Source organism: Pseudomonas sp. PME37.24/006, from assembly GCF_055556635.1.
Genome location: NZ_JBVHNL010000005.1, coordinates 117,084 through 135,047, shown reverse-complemented (window position 1 = coordinate 135,047; position 17,964 = coordinate 117,084). Strand labels below are relative to the sequence as shown.

The 17,964-nt window shown below is 61.7% G+C and carries 17 protein-coding genes and 1 riboswitch; of the genes, 9 read left to right on the top strand and 8 right to left on the bottom strand.

Annotated features, from left to right (window positions below; genetic code table 11):
- Position 1: 1 nt before the first annotated feature.
- Complete coding sequence (locus ACZ3GY_RS21600) at positions 2-1,180, top strand: O-antigen ligase family protein (RefSeq protein ID WP_463563291.1); 1,179 nt, start codon at positions 2-4, stop codon at positions 1,178-1,180.
- Here the strand turns inward: ACZ3GY_RS21600 and ACZ3GY_RS21595 are convergent.
- Together ACZ3GY_RS21595 and ACZ3GY_RS21590 are read right to left on the bottom strand one after the other, a co-directional pair.
- Complete coding sequence (locus tag ACZ3GY_RS21595; RefSeq protein ID WP_465911927.1) at positions 1,139-2,113, bottom strand: glycosyltransferase family 2 protein; 975 nt, start codon at positions 2,111-2,113, stop codon at positions 1,139-1,141. The genes ACZ3GY_RS21600 and ACZ3GY_RS21595 overlap by 42 nt on opposite strands.
- Positions 2,114-2,115: 2 nt before the next feature.
- Positions 2,116-2,787, bottom strand: a complete 672-nt coding sequence (locus ACZ3GY_RS21590) for a BUD32 family EKC/KEOPS complex subunit (RefSeq protein ID WP_465911926.1) — start codon at positions 2,785-2,787, stop codon at positions 2,116-2,118.
- 148 nt (positions 2,788-2,935) lie between these two features.
- Between ACZ3GY_RS21590 and hldE the strand changes: the two genes are divergently transcribed.
- Positions 2,936-4,357 carry a bifunctional D-glycero-beta-D-manno-heptose-7-phosphate kinase/D-glycero-beta-D-manno-heptose 1-phosphate adenylyltransferase HldE gene (hldE, locus tag ACZ3GY_RS21585; protein ID WP_463563294.1) on the top strand — a complete coding sequence of 474 codons (1,422 nt, stop codon included), beginning with the start codon at positions 2,936-2,938 and terminating at the stop codon, positions 4,355-4,357.
- Between the two features lie 90 nt (positions 4,358-4,447).
- Here hldE and ACZ3GY_RS21580 read toward each other — a convergent pair whose 3' ends face one another.
- From ACZ3GY_RS21580 to ACZ3GY_RS21565, 4 genes are all read right to left on the bottom strand, one after another.
- Entirely contained in the window at positions 4,448-5,413 is a 966-nt protein-coding gene (locus tag ACZ3GY_RS21580) for a metal ABC transporter ATPase (protein ID WP_465911925.1), read from the bottom strand.
- 69 nt (positions 5,414-5,482) lie between these two features.
- Positions 5,483-6,319, bottom strand: a complete 837-nt coding sequence (locus ACZ3GY_RS21575; protein ID WP_465911924.1) for an aldo/keto reductase — start codon at positions 6,317-6,319, stop codon at positions 5,483-5,485.
- Positions 6,316-7,488, bottom strand: a complete 1,173-nt coding sequence (locus ACZ3GY_RS21570) for an NAD(P)/FAD-dependent oxidoreductase (RefSeq protein WP_465911923.1) — start codon at positions 7,486-7,488, stop codon at positions 6,316-6,318. The genes ACZ3GY_RS21575 and ACZ3GY_RS21570 overlap by 4 nt, the downstream gene beginning before the upstream one ends.
- A gap of 92 nt (positions 7,489-7,580) precedes the next feature.
- Positions 7,581-7,913 (bottom strand): DMT family transporter, encoded by a 333-nt coding sequence (locus ACZ3GY_RS21565; protein ID WP_465911922.1) that lies wholly within the window; start codon positions 7,911-7,913, stop codon positions 7,581-7,583.
- A gap of 86 nt (positions 7,914-7,999) precedes the next feature.
- Here ACZ3GY_RS21565 and ACZ3GY_RS21560 point away from each other — a divergent pair, with 86 nt between their 5' ends.
- Both ACZ3GY_RS21560 and waaA read left to right on the top strand, forming a co-directional pair.
- Positions 8,000-8,887 carry a LysR family transcriptional regulator gene (locus ACZ3GY_RS21560; protein WP_463563298.1) on the top strand — a complete coding sequence of 296 codons (888 nt, stop codon included), beginning with the start codon at positions 8,000-8,002 and terminating at the stop codon, positions 8,885-8,887.
- Positions 8,888-8,957: 70 nt separating this feature from the next.
- A complete protein-coding gene (gene waaA / locus ACZ3GY_RS21555) occupies positions 8,958-10,238 on the top strand; it encodes a lipid IV(A) 3-deoxy-D-manno-octulosonic acid transferase (protein ID WP_465911921.1) in 1,281 nt (426 codons plus the stop codon).
- Between the two features lie 292 nt (positions 10,239-10,530).
- Here waaA and ACZ3GY_RS21550 read toward each other — a convergent pair whose 3' ends face one another.
- Positions 10,531-11,964, bottom strand: coding sequence for a TolC family outer membrane protein (locus ACZ3GY_RS21550; RefSeq protein WP_465911920.1), 1,434 nt, complete (start codon positions 11,962-11,964; stop codon positions 10,531-10,533).
- Positions 11,965-12,115: 151 nt separating this feature from the next.
- Positions 12,116-12,222: riboswitch (TPP riboswitch) on the top strand.
- 171 nt (positions 12,223-12,393) lie between these two features.
- On the opposite strand from ACZ3GY_RS21550, the gene thiC reads away from it, so the two are divergent.
- Positions 12,394-14,280, top strand: coding sequence for a phosphomethylpyrimidine synthase ThiC (thiC, locus tag ACZ3GY_RS21545; protein WP_465911919.1), 1,887 nt, complete (start codon positions 12,394-12,396; stop codon positions 14,278-14,280).
- A 43-nt stretch (positions 14,281-14,323) separates the two neighbouring features.
- Here the strand turns inward: thiC and ACZ3GY_RS21540 are convergent, their stop codons facing one another.
- Complete coding sequence (locus ACZ3GY_RS21540; protein ID WP_465911918.1) at positions 14,324-15,082, bottom strand: RsiV family protein; 759 nt, start codon at positions 15,080-15,082, stop codon at positions 14,324-14,326.
- A 169-nt stretch (positions 15,083-15,251) separates the two neighbouring features.
- On the opposite strand from ACZ3GY_RS21540, the gene ACZ3GY_RS21535 reads away from it, so the two are divergent.
- From ACZ3GY_RS21535 to ACZ3GY_RS21520, 4 genes are all read left to right on the top strand, one after another.
- Positions 15,252-15,869 carry an NUDIX domain-containing protein gene (locus ACZ3GY_RS21535; protein WP_463563304.1) on the top strand — a complete coding sequence of 206 codons (618 nt, stop codon included), beginning with the start codon at positions 15,252-15,254 and terminating at the stop codon, positions 15,867-15,869.
- A complete protein-coding gene (locus ACZ3GY_RS21530; protein WP_463563305.1) occupies positions 15,860-16,312 on the top strand; it encodes a DUF1249 domain-containing protein in 453 nt (150 codons plus the stop codon). Before ACZ3GY_RS21535 ends, ACZ3GY_RS21530 begins: the two co-directional genes overlap by 10 nt.
- Positions 16,313-16,428: 116 nt before the next feature.
- Entirely contained in the window at positions 16,429-17,247 is an 819-nt protein-coding gene (cpdA, locus tag ACZ3GY_RS21525; RefSeq protein WP_465911917.1) for a 3',5'-cyclic-AMP phosphodiesterase, read from the top strand.
- Positions 17,248-17,348: 101 nt separating this feature from the next.
- Positions 17,349-17,930: a YqiA/YcfP family alpha/beta fold hydrolase gene (locus ACZ3GY_RS21520; RefSeq protein WP_463563307.1), complete on the top strand. Its 582-nt coding sequence runs from the start codon at positions 17,349-17,351 to the stop codon at positions 17,928-17,930.
- Positions 17,931-17,964 lie beyond the last annotated feature (34 nt).

The following is a 17,964-nucleotide window of genomic DNA, read 5'->3' as shown; positions in this document are numbered from 1 at the left end:
GGTGTCGCCGAATAGTTTTACAAGTCTTCAGTCCGTCTGGTTCAAGCAGCCGCTGATCCTGCTGCCGGGATTGCTGTGCCTTGTGCTCGGCATAGCGCTGCCTAGTAGCGGGCTTTATTACCAGTTGGTCATCCTTCTGCTTTGGCTGCCGACGCTGTATCTGCTGGTACTCAATAGGCAAGACTGGCGTAGCTGGTTCTCGCCATTGATGGTTGCACTGACCGTTTTTTTTTCTTGGGCGCTGCTCAGCAGTCTGTGGAGTAATGGCGAGGAGCCGGGGCGGGAGATCAAGCATGCTCTGATGATCTACCTGACATTGTTATCGGGTGTGTTGGCTTCCGGTATCGACAAACGTTTTCTGGTGAGGCTTCTGACGTTCAGCTGTTATGCGATGGCGGTTCTGGCAGGCATTTCTCTCTATACCGCCTACATTCACTATGATCTGCCACTCAGCTTTCGTCTGACCAGTTTCTGGCAGTTAAACCACCCCATTCTGGCTGCTCACGTATTCGGTTTCTTTCTAATGGCTTTGCTGTATCTACGCCCAGCCAGACTCGCTCAGCAGGGCGTTTGGTGCCTGGCTCTGCTGCTGCTGGCTGCCTTCATATTATTTACTCAAAGCCGTGGAGTCTGGCTGGCACTTAGTGCAGGGTTGCTGCTGACGGCGGCGATCAAGCGTGAGTGGATCTATACCTTGGCTGTTGTCGCCGGTCTCGCGGTTTGCACGATGGTGTTGATATTCCTGCCTGATATGGTCACCAATCGGGGGCTCTCATATAGGCCCCAGTTGGCTATTGAGGGCTTGGCGATTCTGGCACAGCATCCGCTGGGAGGGTTTGGTCTTGGTGGAGTGTATAGCGTGCCGCTGGCTATCATGAGAAATGAGCCCGATCATCCACACAACCTGTTTCTCAGCGTTGGCCTGGATCTGGGTAGTGTTGGCCTACTGCTTTGGCTCGTTATATGGGCAATGCTGTTCTTGGCCGCATGGCGGCATCGACATCTGGCTTTAGGCGGCGCATTACTGGGGATATGGTGCTTTGCGTCGGTGGCTTTTCTGACCGATGGAGCGGGTATCTGGAGTAAGCCACGTGAGGTCTGGTTTCTAACTTGGATTCCCTTGACGCTCGCGTTGTCGCTAGCGACTACCCCGAAGGTGCGCCAGCAGCCGCTGCCATAGTGACAGCGTGACGTCAGAATGCTCGGTAATCAATGCCAATGCATGGGCGTTTCGGGCGTGGAGGCGTGCCAGGTGCTGCCACAACGCCAGGATTAATACCTCTGCTCCTGCGTGCCGTTGCAGCCAGTCACATAGCTGAGCCATGAGGGGCAGGTAGGTCTTGAGTCTCTCATCCGGCAATGGTTGTTGGTCATGCCAGAGTCGATAGTGGCTGGCGAGCTGCTCGTGGTTGCAGGTAATGTCGGCGGTGGGTAGCCAGGTGTGCAGCAGCTGGCTAAGGCTACCCTGGTTTTCCGCTGCCAGCCGCTGAGAGGCCTGACCGGCATGGACACGGTAAGCGTATAGCGGCTGGTCGATATTGTGCATACGTACTTCTGGAGTTTGCAGCATCATCGACAGGAAAAAGCCGAAGTCTTCGGCGAACCGCAGGCTCTCGTCAAAGCGAATATCGGCAATAGCACTACTGCGTAACATTGCGGCGGGGCCTGGGATGGTGCGTCCGTAAAACAAGTAGTTGGCCTTGAGGCTAGCGTCGTCTGCCGGGTAGACGACAGTTCTCTCTTTGTGGCCGAACGTGCGCAGCGCACATCCGCAAACATCCAGTCGTAGACGCTCCATCGCCGCAAGCTGCTGCTCGAATCGTGCCGGTAGGCTGCGGTCATCGGCATCCATCAGCGCGATATAATCGCCCTTGCAATGTTCAAGGCCCAGATTACGGGCTTTGGATACGCCGCCATTGGCTATGCTGTACAGCTCTATGCGCTGTTCGGCACGAGCGTAGCGCTCCAGAATCTCCAGTGAGTCGTCAGTAGAGCCGTCGTTGATGATAGCGATCTGATCCGCAGGCCGGTTTTGTTGTAGGAGCGAGTCGATGGCTTGCTCCAGGTACGGAGCAGCGTTGTATACCGGTATCAGCACACTTAACGTGGTCACCTTCAGTCTCGCTCAGTTGCCTGCTTATCGAAGAGTGCGTCAAGACGATTGCGGAAATGAGCAGCGTCTTTCTCCGAGAGGTTTTGTGTATATCCCTTTATAAAGGCAGCCCGATGCGGCTCCAGGCTGCTTATATCCTGTCGGTACCGAAACAGATGCTGGAAGTTACGCGCACGTTTCAGTCGGCCTAGTGAGGTGTCGCCGCAGGTCATATCCGAAATGTCGATCAGGCCAATTTGGCCTGTCTCGTCCTGCACGACATTACCCAGATGCAAGGAGCGGAAATACACACCTTTGTCATGCAATTCTGCGATCAGTGAACCCAGGTCGCTGCACAGCTTTACCTGTTCATTGTTTTGCTGGGCGAGTATCTGGCGCAGCGTGTTGCCAGGGAGGGGCCAGTAGTGAACCGCAGTACGTTCGATACTGCGGATTCGATAAGTCGCGATGATCTCTGGGCAGAGGACGTCGCGTCGTTTCAGTTCTGTGGCGTTGTCGGCGAAGCGCTTGGCATGAGACACCAAGGTGGCTGACGAAATCAGTCGTTTGCGGCGGAACAGTTTGAGAAAGCTGCCGTCAACCAACTTGAGGACTTTTTCGCCATTATGGTCGGCCTCGATCACCTCAGCATGCTGGCGCAGGGCGGAAAACTGTTCGTTACTGAGGCGTGACATGCAGATCTACTTATCGGCGTTGAGGGCGTACGGCAGTTTACCTGATGTCGCTAGCGTAAGTAGCTCAGGACGCATGAAGCCTGTTGCAGGTCGCCGCTATGCTAGAATTCTCGACATTTTCAGCGCTCAGTAAAGCCGGAGTTCCCGCATGAAGTTATCCATGCCCCGTTTCGATCAGGCCCCCGTTCTCGTGGTGGGTGATGTCATGCTTGATCGTTATTGGCACGGCGCTACCTCGCGTATTTCGCCTGAGGCCCCGGTGCCGGTGGTCAAGGTCGAGCAGATCGAGGATCGACCGGGCGGTGCGGCCAACGTTGCGCTGAATATCGCTGCATTGGGCGCGCCTGCGGTGCTGGTGGGTGTCACCGGCGAAGACGAGGCGGCGGAAAGCCTGCGTCAGAGTCTCGAAGCCATTGGCGTGAAAACCTATTTCCAGCGCATCGAGAGCCAGCCGACTATCGTCAAGCTGCGGGTCATGAGCCGTCATCAGCAGTTACTGCGCATGGATTTCGAGGAACCGTTCCACACCGACGCCGATGCGCTGGCGCGGCAGGTCGAGCAGTTGCTGGATGAGGTCAAGGTGTTGGTGCTGTCCGATTACGGCAAGGGCGCCCTGCAGAACCATCAGGTGCTGATTCAGGCCGCCCGGGCGCGGGGTATTCCCGTGCTGGCCGACCCGAAGGGCAAGGACTTCTCTATCTATCGCGGCGCCAGCCTGATTACCCCGAACCTCAGCGAGTTTGAGTTGATCGTTGGCCGCTGCGAAGACGAAGCTGAGCTGGTTAACCGTGGTGCGCGTTTGATGCGCGAGCTGGATCTGGGTGCGTTGCTGGTTACCCGTGGCGAGCACGGCATGACCCTGCTGCGCCCTGATCACGGGCCACTGCATCTGCCGGCGCGCGCACGCGAAGTGTTCGACGTGACGGGGGCTGGGGATACAGTAATCTCGACACTGGCAGCCTCTATCGCTGCTGGTGAAGAACTGCCTCAGGCCGTCGCATTGGCCAATCTGGCCGCAGGCATCGTGGTCGGCAAGCTGGGCACGGCGGCGATCAGTACCCCCGAGCTACGTCGTGCGGTGCAGCGTGAACAGGGCTCCGAGCGCGGTGTACTGAGCTTGGAGCAGCTGCTGCTGGCCACTGAAGACGCTCGCGCCCATGGCGAGAAGATCGTGTTTACCAATGGCTGCTTCGACATCCTGCACGCCGGTCATGTGACTTACCTCGAGCAGGCGCGTGCCCAGGGTGATCGTCTGGTGGTCGCGATCAATGACGATGCATCGGTCAGCCGCCTCAAGGGGCCGGGCCGTCCGATCAATGCCGTGGATCGCCGCATGGCTGTGCTGGCCGGCCTCGGCGCCGTGGACTGGGTGGTGAGCTTCAGCGAGGACACGCCCGAACGCCTGCTCAAGCAGGTTCAGCCGGATGTGCTGGTCAAGGGTGGGGACTACGGCATCGAGCAAGTGGTCGGTGCCGACATCGTGCAGGCCTACGGTGGCGAGGTGCGAGTCCTGGGGCTGGTCGAGAACAGCTCGACCACCGCCATCGTCGAGAAGATTCGCAGCCGCTGAGTGCACAAAACCCCGCTATTCAGCGGGGTTTCGCTTTGTATCCTTTATTCCATTGGCGGCCCAGGCGGCACCTGGCCAACGTGTCTGCTGTCAAACCGCGGCTGCAGTATCCAGGCGTACTCGGGGCGCCTGTACGGTGCCCGCGCGGATAGTGCCTGGGCCGGACTTGTGGGCCTTCGGCGTGATGTTTTGCAGCGCCAGCCAGTCCTTCCAGCGAATGCGCTCATCGCGTACCAGCCAGCCATCCTGGGCGGCGAAGCTCTCGGCTAGCCACAAACCACGGGTATTGGCAGGTACCAGTTGGCCCTGGCGCAGGGTCATCAGTTCCGCCGTCGGGCGGCCTTGTTGCAGAGGAATCAGATAGAGATCCGGGCGGGCGTGATCCAGGCGGGCGATCAGCTTGCCGTTCTCCAGGTGCTCGTCAACGTGCAGCAGGCTGGGCTGTTTGGCTTCCTTGGGCAGATCCAGGCGCAAGTCGTAGACCAACTGCAACGAGGCTGTTGGTACGTGCACGTAGGCGCGCGGGCGCTCCAGCAAGGTCAGGTTGCCGCACTGTACGGGGCGCGCCGCGCCAGAGAGTGGGCTAAGCCGAAAGTGCACGCCATCTCGGTACTTGAGGGTGCCCTCGTAAGGTGCTGGCAGCCAGGTGTCGCCGAAACGGCCGTGGAGCCAGCCTTCGCTGGTCTCCAGCAAGCACTCTTCGGCGACTTCCTGGATGGCCGTCATCAGTGGCAAGTTGAGTTCATGGGCCGGTACGTAGCCGGAGATCAACTTGAGCACGACGTCGCCACGGTCGAGACGCCGCTGGCGCACCAGCACCCAGTACTCGCGGCCTTGCCAGTTCAGGGTCAGGCGTACCGAAACGCCAAGGTTGGCCAATTCCACCGCGAAGCGCTGACTATCGTTCAGTTCGACTGGCTTGCGGCGCTCGAGCATTTCGCTGAAGTTCAGTGGTCTGCCCAGGCTCTGATAAACGATGCTGTCGGGCGAGGCCTCGACGAACAGTGGCAGCGTCTTGAAGGTGGCGGGGTCTTTTCGGGAAATGATGCGCGGCATGTCGGCTCCTTCTTGCGTCGGGGTCGGCCGCATAAGCGGCGTCAAGGGTGTGTCAGGCACACCCGTTCATCACTCTCCTGATCCTTTGTTACCGCTATTAGTGCCCACAATTACATCAGCGGCCATGGCGACGTTGTGCGCCAGGTGCAGCGGGCTGATGGTGCCGACGATGGCGCTACCGACGCCGGGGTGCGCGAAGATCAGTTCGAAGCTTGCCCGAACCGGATCGACACCGCTCTCCAGGCAGACGTGCCCGCTGGCCAGGGCTTTTTTGATCAGGATGCCTTTGGCGTGACTCGCAGCATAGTCCAATACCGGGCGCTCATGCTGCTCACTGAGGTTGTAGGTTACCATCGCGCAGTCGCCGCGTTCGAGGGCCAGAAGGCCGCCCTCGACGGTTTTTCCGGAGAAGCCAAAGCCGCGGATAAGCCCGGCCTGCTTGAGTTCGGCAAGGGTGTCGTAGACGGCTTCGTCGCGCAGAATGGACAAGTCATCGCCGTTGGAATGCACCAGCACCAGGTCGATGTAGTCCGTTTCCAGACGTTTCAGGCTGCGCTCCACCGAGCGGCGGGTATGGGCGCTGGAAAAGTCGAAATGCGACAGGCCGTTGTCAAATTCTTCGCCGACCTTGCTGACGATCACCCAGTCCTGGCGCTGGCCTCGCAGCAGCGGGCCGAGGCGCTGTTCGCTGATGCCGTAGGCGGGCGCGGTATCGAGCAGGTTGATGCCCAGCTCCCGGGCGAGTCCAAGTAGCTGGAGCGCCTGCTGATCATCGGGAATGGTGAAACCGTTGGGGTATTTGACCCCCTGATCGCGGCCCAGCTTGACCGTGCCCAGGCCTAGAGGAGAAACGATCAGACCGGTCGATCCTAGTGGGCGGTGCAGACCTTGCAGATCACGTATCAAAACGAGGTCTCCCAGGCGGTACGACCGATGGCCGGGCGCGGCAATTCGGGCAGCGGCAGATGTGCTAGCGGGTGGATGCCGTCACGTTCGAGGTTACTAAGTACACGATCAGCGAAATCCGGCGCCAGAGCCAGTTTGGTTGGCCAGCCGACCAGCAGCGCACCCTGGTCGCTGAGAAAGGCGTTGTCCGGACGCACCAGGCCGCTCTGTGCCGGCTCGGCACGTTCTACCCGCAGGGTTGCCCACTGTGCTGCCGACAAGTCGACCCAGGGCAGCAACTGCGTGAGCTCTTTGCGCGCCGCCTCGATCTGCGCCGCTTCGTCGCGTGCTACGCCATCGGCTTCGGCGAGGTCACCGCCGAGGTACCAGACCCATTCGCCATCGGCGCTTGGATGGCTGGTAACGGTGATCCGCGGCTTGGGGCCGCCGCCCAGGCAATGGGCGTACAGCGGTTTCAAGGTTGGGCCCTTGACCATCACCATGTGCAGGGGGCGCAGTTGCTGGCTCGGCTGCGCGACGTGCAGGCTGGCCAACAGCTCGGCATTGCCGCCACCGGCGCTGAGCACGATGCGTTGGGCGCGAATCTCGCGGCCGTCGACGCATAGGCCAACCAGTTGCCCGTTCTCTTGCAGCGGTTGGATATCGTCGGCGGCGAGCAGGCTGTCACCGGCGAGATCGGCCAGGCGTGTGATCAGGCTAGGCACGTCTACCACCAGTTCTGCCAGGCGATAGACCTTGCCCTTGAATTTCGGATGCTGCAGCGCAGGCGGCAACTGCTCGCCCTTGACCTGATCGACACGGCCGCGCACGGCCTTGCTGGCGAAGAAGCTGGTGAGGTTGCCCGCCAGGGTGCCGGGCGACCACAGGTAATGAGCATCGGAAAGTAGACGCACGCCCGACAGATCGAGTTCACCGCTGCCATCGAGTGCTTCGCGCCAGCGCCGCGGCATGTCGGCGATGGCTTCGGAGGCGCCGCTCAGGGCGCCATGCAGGGCATATTTAGCGCCGCCGTGGATGATCCCCTGGGACTTGACGCTCTGACCGCCCCCCAGGCTTTCCCGCTCCAGCAGCAGCGTGGCGTAGCCCTTGGCACGCAGGCGCGCATTCAGCCATAAGCCGGCGACACCGCCGCCAACGATCAGGACGTCTGTGCTCAGAGTGTGGGACATGCGGGCGCCTCTCGGGAAAACAGGTGCGCAGTATAACCTTGGTGAGAGTGGCAAGCTTCAAGCGGCAAACCGTTGGTGAGCTCGCGGCTACCTCAGTGCCCGGTGACGCGGGAGAACAGTTGGATCACTACGACACCACTGACGATCAGGCCCATGCCCAGTACCGCGGGCAAGTCCGGTTTCTGGTCATAGACGAACATCGCCGCGATGCTGACCAGCACGATACCCAGGCCGGCCCATATGGCGTAGGCGATGCCTACTGGAATGGCGCGTACCACCAGAATCAGCATCCAGAACGCAATGCTGTAGCCCGCGATCACCAGCAGTAGCGGAAGCGGTTTGTTGAAGCCATCGACGGCCTTCATGGACGTGGTCGCAACCACCTCAGCAGCGATGGCCAGAGCGAGATAGAGATAACCATTCATCGGTAATACTCCTATTAACAGAGGACTGATTTTACGGATTCACTCTGTTAGGTAAACTCATTACCTATCTTGATTGGAGATAGGTTGTGCGCTGGACTCTTGAGCAACTTGAAGTGTTCGTAGCCGTTGCCGATGGCAACTCGTTTTCTGCCGTGGCGCGGCGTTTCGGGCGGGTGCAATCGGCCGTCAGCAACGCAGTGGCGGCGCTGGAGGACGATCTGGGCGTACGCCTGTTCGAACGCAGCAGCGGTCGTCAGCCGCGCCTGACCGAAGCCGGCCAGGCGTTGCTCGAAGAGGCGCGCGAGTTGCTGCGACAGTCCGAGCGGCTGGAGGGGCGAGCCCTTGGGCTGTCGCGAGGCGAGGAGGTGTGTCTGCGCCTGGCGCAGGATGAGGCGCTGCCGATGCCGCCGATACTCGACAGTCTGGAGGCGCTGGCCCAGGCGTTCCCGCGGGTCGAGGTGCAGATGACCAGCGGCGGCCAGGGGGTAGTGGCGCGCCAGTTGCTCGAACGGCGTGCCGACCTCGGCCTGCTGTTTCACCATGACGGCATGCCTGCCGAGCTGGAGCGCCGTCGCTTGGGTATGGTGGATATGGTCATGGTTTGCGGAGCCGCTCATCCACTGGCACAGGGCCGCTCCGTCGACCGTCGTGAGTTGGCTCAGCACCGGCAGTTGTTGATAACTCTGCAGGACAGTCACTATCCCGGCAACGAGCGGATCAGCCCGACCGCCTGGCGTACCGACAGCTTTTATGTGATGGCCGAGCTGCTGATGCGTAACCTGGGTTGGGCGTGCCTGCCACGGCACGTGGCACAGTACCCGACCTATCAAGGGCATCTGATCGAGCTGAGCAGTGACTGGATCGCGCCGCCGTTGCCGGTGGAGCTGGTGTTTCGCCGTGACGAAACGTTGGGCCCGGCCGCGCAGTGGCTGGTGCGCTATCTCGGTGATCGGCTACGCATACTGGAGCCTTGATGCGTGCGCTGGTGCCCGGCGTTCTGTGCCTGCTTGTGCTGCAACGCCGGCATCCCTAAGCTTCGCCGCCATGAACCGATATCTTTATAGCCTGCTGTTCCATCTCTGCCTGCCGTTGATCGGTCTACGCCTGATCTGGCGGGCCTGGCGTGCGCCAGCCTACACCAAGCGTGTTGGCGAACGCTTCGCCTTCCTGCCAGCCCTGCGCCCCGACGGCATCTGGGTTCACGCGGTATCGGTCGGCGAGAGCATCGCAGCGGCACCGCTGGTGCGCGAGCTGCTGGTACGCTACCCGGATCTGCCGATCACCCTGACCTGCATGACGCCGACCGGCTCCGAACGCATTCGCGCGCTGTTTCCCGAGGCGCAGTTCGCCGGTCGCGTTCAGCACTGCTATCTGCCCTATGACCTGCCCTGGGCGGCGTCGCGCTTTCTCGAACGCGTGCGTCCGCGTCTGGCGGTGATCATGGAAACCGAGTTGTGGCCCAACTACATCCACCAGTGTGCCCGCCGAGGTATTCCGGTGGCGCTGGCCAATGGACGTTTGTCCGAGCGCTCCGCCAGAGGCTACGGACGCTTTGCCAAGCTCACTGCGCCGATGCTCGCCGAGCTGACTTTGCTCGCGGTACAGAGCCAGGTCGAGGCGCAGCGCTTCATTGCCCTCGGCGCCCGGCCTGAAGCGGTAGAGGTGACCGGCTCGATCAAGTTCGACCAGCAAGTGGATGCAACTGTGTTGGCGCGTGCCACCACGCTGCGTGAGCAATGGCAGGCGCAGCAGCGGCCGGTATGGATCGCTGCCAGTACCCGTGAGGGGGAAGATGCGCTGGTGATCCAGGCGCATCAGCAATTGCTCGCGACTCAGGTCGACGCTCTGCTGATTCTGGTGCCGCGTCACTTGGAGCGTTTCGACAGTGCTGCCGCGCAGCTGCGTGAGGCAGGCCTGAGTTTCGTGCGTCGCTCTTCAGGCGAGGCTGTCGGCCCGCGTGTGCAGGCACTGCTCGGCGACAGCATGGGCGAATTGATGTTTCTGTATGGCCTGGCCGATGTCGCTTTCGTCGGCGGCAGCCTGGTCGAGACGGGTGGCCACAATCCGCTGGAGCCAGCGGCGTTGGGGCTGCCGGTGATCATGGGGCCGCATCGCTTCAACTTTCAGGAGATCACCGCGCAGTTGCTCGAGCGTGGCTCGCTCCGCGAGGTGGCTGACGCCGAGGCGCTCGGTGCGCAGGTCGCGTTGCTGCTGCGCGAGCCATCACGTGCGGCGGCCATGCGCGAGGCCGGGCTGGCAGTGCTCAAGGCCAATCAGGGCGCGCTGCAGCGGTTGCTGAAGGGGTTGGGAAGGCTAATCGTTTAGCGGCTGCTCAATGTGGCGGAATAAAGCTGAGCGCCGTCCGGCCCAGCCTAGATCGCGCATCTGCCGTGGGTTGGGCTTCAGCCCACAATCTTCAGCTATTTCCTCATACTCTGCGTGGGAATGCTTTCAGAGGTGCTTTGCGGCTGATGTCGGAAGCCGCTGGCTAGCCCGGGCGTGCGCCGAGCGCTCCCACGCTGGAGCGTGGGAGCCATCAAAAGTTGGGGGCTGAAGCGGATCGCAGCCCGGCCCACCCGTCGCGCTGAGCAGGGCGGCGCTACGTCAATTGGTCTGGCTACTCGTCGCCTTGCAGGCGTGCTTCGGCGGCCTTGGCCAGATCTGAAGGAAGAAAGTCGCGATCCGGGTTGTAGTCCGGCTTGAGGTAACGGCCCAAGGCGTCCAGATCGGCCGGGCTGAGGGTGCCGGCAGCTTGTTTCAGGCGCAGGTTGTTGAGGATGTAGTCGTAGCGTGCGTCGTTGTAGTTGCGCACCGCGCCGTACAGTTGGCGCTGGGCGTCCAGGACGTCGACGATGTTGCGTGTGCCCACCTGATAACCGATTTCCGTGGCCTCCAGCGCGCTCTGGTTGGAGATGATCGACTGGCGACGGGCCTGCACGGTTTCCACGTCGGTATTCACCGCGCGATACAGGTTGCGGGTGTTCTGTACCACCTCACGGCGCAGCCCTTCACGTTGCTGTTCGGACTGGCTGAGGCGCTGGTAGGCCTCACGGGCCTGGGAGCTGGTGAGGCCACCGCTGTACAGCGGGATATTCAGTTCCAGGCCGATGCTGCGCTGCGACACATCGCTGCCGTAGTTCTGCCCGGTGTAGTTGGGGTTACTCAGGCCCAGTGCGTCGTTGTCGCCGCGCTCGTAGCGGGCCACGGCATCCAGAGTTGGCGCATGTCCGGCCTTGCGCTGGCGCAGGGTTTCCTCGGCGGCATTGACGGCAAAGTTGCTGGCCTGCAGGTTGAGGTTCTGCGCGGCTGCCGTATTGACCCAAGCGGTGGCGTCGTTGGGCATCGGGGTGAGAATCGGCAGGCTGTGCTGGATACCTTCGATGCTGCGGTATTCGCGGTTGGTCAGGGTGATCAGGGCCTGGAAGGCATCGTCGACCTGACGCTGAGCAATGATGCGGTTAGCTCGTGCGGTGTCGAAACCGGCTTGGGCCTGCAATACGTCGGTCTTGTCCGAAAGGCCGACGTCGAAGCGCTCATTGGCCTGGTCGAGCTGGCGATTGAAGGCGGCTTCTTCGGCTTTGGTCGAGGCCAGGTTGTCCTGGGCGCGCAACACCGAGAAATAGGCTTCGGCGCTCTGCAGGATCAGGTTCTGTTCGCTGGCGGAATACTCCAGAGCGGCTTGCTCGCTTATTGCCTCGGCGGCCTGCAACTGAAACCAGCGGTCAGCGCGAAATAGTGGCTGGCTGAGGTTGGCCTGGTACACCGTGCCGCTGCGTGACTGGGTGGCGGAGGGCTGCTGCAGGGCGGTGCGGGTGTCGGTCGTTCGTGCGCCTGCACTGAGGTTTGGCAACAGGCCGGCGCGGGCCTGCGGCACGCCTTCGCGACGGGCCTCGAAGTCGGCACGGGCGGCGGCCAGATCGGCATTGTTGGCGGCGGCCTCCTGGTACACCGACATCAGGTCGGTGCGCACCGATAGCGGGGCCGGATCTGCCCAGGCCGTGGCGGTTGAAGTGGCGGTCACGGCAACGGCCAGGGAGAGTCTGCGCAGCATGTCAGCGAATCCTAGAATGGGCAGTAGTCGGCGAGACTAAGCCCGGCCATCGGGGTGGTCAAGGCGCGCGGTGGTGGACAGGCAGGCGTCACTATCCGACCTGCGGGTCTTGTCGGCGTTGCTGCGGTTGGCAGGTGCCAGTAGACTGGCCGAGTTCTTGTCGGGGTGCCTCGAATCGGAGGCTGAGATCGGATAGTTCCGGATCCCGTTGAACCTGATCAGGTTAAGGCCTGCGTAGGGAACAAGAGGTATCCACTCCTGCAGTCTGCATTATGGATACCCCCGCACCGCGTTCGTGGTGCGCCCGCGCCCTGGCTGTTCGATCATGCCGGCGCTCTCACGAATCCTGCATGCTCAAACAGCCACGGCGTGGTGTTGCTTCATCGCGTCTATCAGGTTCGCTCCGACATTCAGCCGAGGAGCCAGCCGATGAGCAGCAAACAACAACAGCAAAATCTCAGTGAGTCCGCCCAGGTCGACCAGCAGTCGATCCAGCCCTTTCCCCGTTCGCAGAAAATCTACGTCCAGGGCTCGCGCCCGGACATTCGCGTGCCGATGCGCGAAATCAGTCTGGACGTGACACCGACAGACTTCGGTGGCGAGATCAACGCGCCGGTCACCGTCTACGACACCTCCGGCCCTTACACCGACCCGAGCGTGACCATCGACGTGCGTAAGGGTCTGGCCGACGTGCGCAGCGCCTGGATCGAGGATCGTGGTGATACTGAGCGCCTCGATGGCCTGTCCTCGGAGTTCGGCCAGCGCCGTCTGGCAGATGCCGAGCTGACCAAGATGCGCTTCGCCCATGTGCGCAACCCGCGCCGCGCCGCGCCGGGCAAGAATGTCAGCCAGATGCATTACGCGCGGCAGGGCATCATCACGCCGGAAATGGAATACATCGCCATCCGCGAGAACATGAAGCTCGCCGAGCACCGCGCCGCCGGCCTGCTCAAGGAGCAGCATGCCGGCAACAGTTTCGGTGCCAGCATTCCCAAGGAAATCACCGCCGAGTTCGTCCGTGACGAAGTGGCGCGCGGCCGCGCCATCATCCCCGCGAACATCAACCACACCGAGCTGGAGCCGATGATCATCGGCCGTAACTTCCTGGTGAAGATCAACGGCAATATCGGCAACTCGGCGCTGGGATCGAGCATCGAGGAAGAGGTCGCCAAGCTGACCTGGGGCATTCGCTGGGGCTCGGACACGGTTATGGATCTGTCCACCGGCAAGCACATCCATGAAACCCGCGAGTGGATCATCCGCAACTCGCCGGTGCCGATCGGTACCGTGCCGATCTATCAGGCGCTGGAGAAGGTCAACGGCGTGGCCGAAGACCTGACCTGGGAGCTGTTCCGCGACACCCTGATCGAACAGGCCGAGCAGGGCGTCGACTACTTCACCATTCATGCCGGCGTGCTGCTGCGCTATGTGCCGCTGACCGCCAAACGGGTCACCGGCATTGTCTCGCGCGGTGGTTCGATCATGGCCAAATGGTGCCTGGCGCACCATAAAGAGAACTTCCTCTACACCCACTTCGAAGACATCTGCGAAATCATGAAGGCCTATGACGTCAGCTTCTCGCTGGGCGACGGCCTGCGTCCGGGCTCCATCGCCGACGCCAATGACGCCGCGCAGTTCGGCGAGCTGGAAACCCTCGGCGAGCTGACCAAGATCGCCTGGAAGCACGACGTGCAGTGCATGATCGAAGGCCCCGGCCACGTGCCGATGCAATTGATCAAGGAGAACATGGACAAGCAGCTGGAGTGCTGCGACGAGGCACCGTTCTACACCCTCGGCCCACTGACGACTGATATTGCGCCGGGCTACGACCACATCACCAGCGGCATCGGTGCGGCGATGATCGGCTGGTTCGGCTGCGCCATGCTCTGCTACGTCACGCCCAAGGAGCACCTGGGGCTGCCGAACAAGGATGACGTGAAGACCGGCATCATCACCTACAAGATCGCGGCCCATGCCGCTGACCTGGCTAAAGGACATCCGGGCGCACAGATCCGCGACAACGCCTTGAGCAAGGCGCGCTTCGAATTTCGCTGGGAAGACCAGTTCAACCTTGGTCTCGACCCGGATACCGCGCGCAGCTACCACGACGAAACCCTGCCCAAGGATTCGGCCAAGGTCGCTCACTTCTGCTCCATGTGCGGGCCGAAGTTCTGCTCGATGAAAATCACTCAGGAAGTGCGCGAGTACGCCAAGGTCAATGGCCTGTCCGACGAGAGCAAAGCGGTCGAGGCCGGCTTCAAGGAGCAGGCCGAGCGCTTCAAGGAAGAGGGCTCGGTAATCTACCGGCAGGTGTGACGCTCAGCCGGGTGAACGGCAGGTCGCCGCTCACCCGGTTCACTCAGCGTGCCGCGGCGCCGGGCATGTAGACCGGGCGCAGGATGCCCTGCAGCTGGCTGTAGGGAATCTTTATTTCTGGGTGGCCGTCGGAGTAGGGCGCCAGGCGGGCGACATCGTACTTGAGCATCACCGCGTCAGGATTGAGGGCGATGTTTGGCGTGCGCTCGAAGGGCCAAGTCTGAAGGTATTCAGCATCGTTGCCATGACCTTGGGTGATCAACCACGCCTGGTGGGCGCGTTGGGCGACTTGCCAGAACGCCGCTTCCTCGCCAGGCACGATGAAATCCTGTGGGCTCAGCACTGTGTTCAGCTCACGGTCATAGTTCAGGTAGGTGCGCCCCGGCACGCCATGGGCGCCGCCAATGAAGTGGTAGCTCGACAGTTCGATTACCACCAAGCGGTCATGTTGGCTGAGTACCTTGGCTTGCAGATAGCTGACCCAGCCAGGTTTGCCATTGGCGAGAAACTCACGCTCATGATCAGCCAGTGATTGTGGCCGGGCACCAGTCGCGGCGCCCACCAGGCCAAGCAGGGTCGACTCGATTCGTGCATTGAGCTCGGGCTTATCGGTCAGACGCTGCAGTTCGATATTGACCAGCGGACAGTCCTGGGCGGCGCAACCTGGCGCTTTGTGTTCCCAGCGCTCGTTGCTGGTCGCCAGCGCTGGCGGCGTAGCGGGTTTGGACAGGCTCTGACAGGCACCGAGCAAAAGACCCAGACTGATGATTGCGCCGAGGCGGGCAATGGTGGACGTATTCATGCAGGAAAAGCCATTGGCGGAGGACTGGGGTTCGACTGCCTGATGGCAGGGGAGTTCGTGATTATTCGTCAATGCGAGCAGATCGGCCAGGCTTTCGATGCGTCGCTTGCGAGAGAGCCTTAACAGCCCCTAGGATGCATTCAATACGCACGTAATGAGAGACCAGCAGATGACCGAAACCTTTACCCCCGGCCCGGATGCAGTGGAAATCATCGAGCGTGAAGAGTGCTTCCGCGGTTTCTATCGCCTGGATCGCTTCCACCTGCGCCACCAGCAGTTTTCCGGTGAAATGGGGCCGGTACTGCGCCGTGAGCTGTTCATCCGTCACGATGCCGTGTGCGTGCTGCCCTACGATGCGGTGACCGACAGCGTGGTGCTGATCGAGCAGTTCCGTGTCGGCGCCATGCACAAAGCTGCCAACCCCTGGCTGGTCGAGCTGGTCGCCGGGCTGATCGACAAGAACGAAGAGCCCGACGAAGTCGCGCTGCGCGAAGCCGAGGAAGAGGCCGGGCTGACGCTGACCTCGCTGTGGCCGATAACCCGCTACTTCCCGTCGCCGGGCGGCTCCGACGAATTCGTGCACCTGTTCCTCGGTCGCTGCGACAGCGCCGGCGTGGGCGGCATACACGGTCTAGAGGAAGAGGGCGAGGACATTCGCGTGCAGGTGTGGCCTTTCGAGGATGCTTTGCAGGCGGTCAAGGATGGGCAGATCAACAATGCGGCGAGCATCATCGCCTTGCAGTGGCTGGCGCTCAATCGCGCCGAGGTAAGGGGCCTATGGGGGTAAATCTGCTGCGTGAGCGCTACCGGGTCGATCTGATCGAACTGCAGGCGGCTTGCGAGGCCAATTATGCGCGGCTGATGCGCCTGCTGCCCGGCATGCGTGATGCGCAGGGGGCTCGACGTGTGGCGCTCAGCCAGGGTGAACGGCAGCTTGGCGTGCTGGCGCTGGAAGTGGTGGAGACTTGTCCGTACACCTCCACCGTGCAGGTGCGCCAGGAACACAGTCTGCCCTGGTTGCCCGTGCCACAGTTGGAAGTGCGCGTCTATCACGACGCACGCATGGCCGAGGTCACCGGTGCGCAGAGTGCGCGACGCTTTCGCGGCATCTACCCCTATCCGAACCCCGCTATGCACCAGCCGGACGAGAAAACCCAGCTCAATGTGTTTCTCGGTGAATGGTTAAGCCATTGCCTGGCGTGCGGGCACGAGACCGAGCCGCAGGTTTGAGCGCACGTGCCTGCACAAGAATGCTTCGGGTTTCTGTGAACTAGTCCCTATTGGCGGGTTTACCTAGCCCGCCTCTCGATTCCATAATTTGCGCCTGCCTTCCAAGGAGAAGCACTTTGTCGAGTGCGTCCGCGTCTACCTCTGTTGATTCTTCGGTATTGCTGGTGCAGCTTACCGATAGCCATCTGTTTGCCGACACGGAAGGCAAGCTGCTGGGCATGGGTACCGCTGACAGCCTGCGCCAAGTAATCGATCTGGTGCTGGAGGAGCAGACGGCCATCGACATGGTTCTGGCGACGGGCGATCTGTCCCAAGACGGCAGCCAAGCCTCCTATTTGCGCTTTCTTGAAATGAGCACCGCGTTGAATGCTTCGGCGCGCTGGATTCCCGGTAACCATGATGATATCCCGGCGATGCAGGCGGCCTGTGTGGGCACCGATCTGTTGGAGCCCGTCGTGGATCTCGGCAACTGGCGGTTGATCATGCTCGATTCGTCGATTCCGGGCGCAGTGCCCGGTTACCTTCAGGAGCCGCAGCTGGCTCTGCTCGAGCGGGCGCTGAGCGAGGCGCCGGATCGTCATCACCTGATCTGCCTGCATCATCATCCGGTGGATATCGGTTGTCAGTGGATGGCGCCGATCGGACTGCGCAATCCTGATGCGCTATTTGCCGTGCTGGATCGTTTTCCGCAGACGCGGGCGATTCTCTGGGGGCACGTCCATCAGGCCATCGATGAGATGCGCGGCAAGGTGCGGCTGCTTGCCTCGCCATCGACCTGCGTACAGTTCACCCCTGGCAGCGAGGACTTTCAAGTCGATAGCACGGCGCCCGGCTATCGCTGGCTGCGTCTGCACGGCGATGGGCGCTTGGAAACCGGGGTGTCTCGGGTTCGCGGTATCGTCTTCGAGCCTGACTACAGTGTTCGCGGCTACTAGGGGCTGTTGACGCTTCAGCCCGAAGGGCCGGGCCCTTCGGCTTGTGCTGAAACGTTATCAGACGCTTGCGGCTTGTAGGGCAGCGCTAGTAGCCTCCGGTTATGACTACCAGCATTCTTTATATCCATGGACTCAACAGTTCGCCGGCTTCCACCAAGGCCTGCCAGTTGACCGTCGCCATGACCGACATGGGGCTGCAGGCTCAACTGCGCGTTCCGGCCCTGCATCACCACCCACGCCAGGCTATTGCCGAGCTCGAGGCGCTGATCGCTGAGCTCGGTCGCCCTGTGCTGGTCGGCAGCTCCCTGGGCGGCTACTATGCGACCCACTTGGCCGAACGGCATGGCCTCAAGGCACTGTTGATTAACCCGGCGGTGTGCCCGCACCGGTTGTTCGACGGATACCTCGGCCCGCAACGCAACCATTACAGTGGCGAAACCTGGGATCTGACGGCCGATCACGTGGCTGCACTGGCGGAGCTCGAAACGCCGCCGCCCACGGATCCGGCCCGTTTTCAGGTATGGCTGCAGACCGCCGACGAGACCCTCGATTACCGGCACGCCCAGGCGTACTACCGGCATTGCGCCCTGCGCATCGAGGCAGGCGGTGATCATGGTTTCCAGGGCTTCGCCGAGCGCTTGCCCATGCTGTTCGCCTTCGCCGGCATTGCGCCCGTGTCCTGACCGGCCGCGTCCGACCCCCGATTAATCAGAGCAT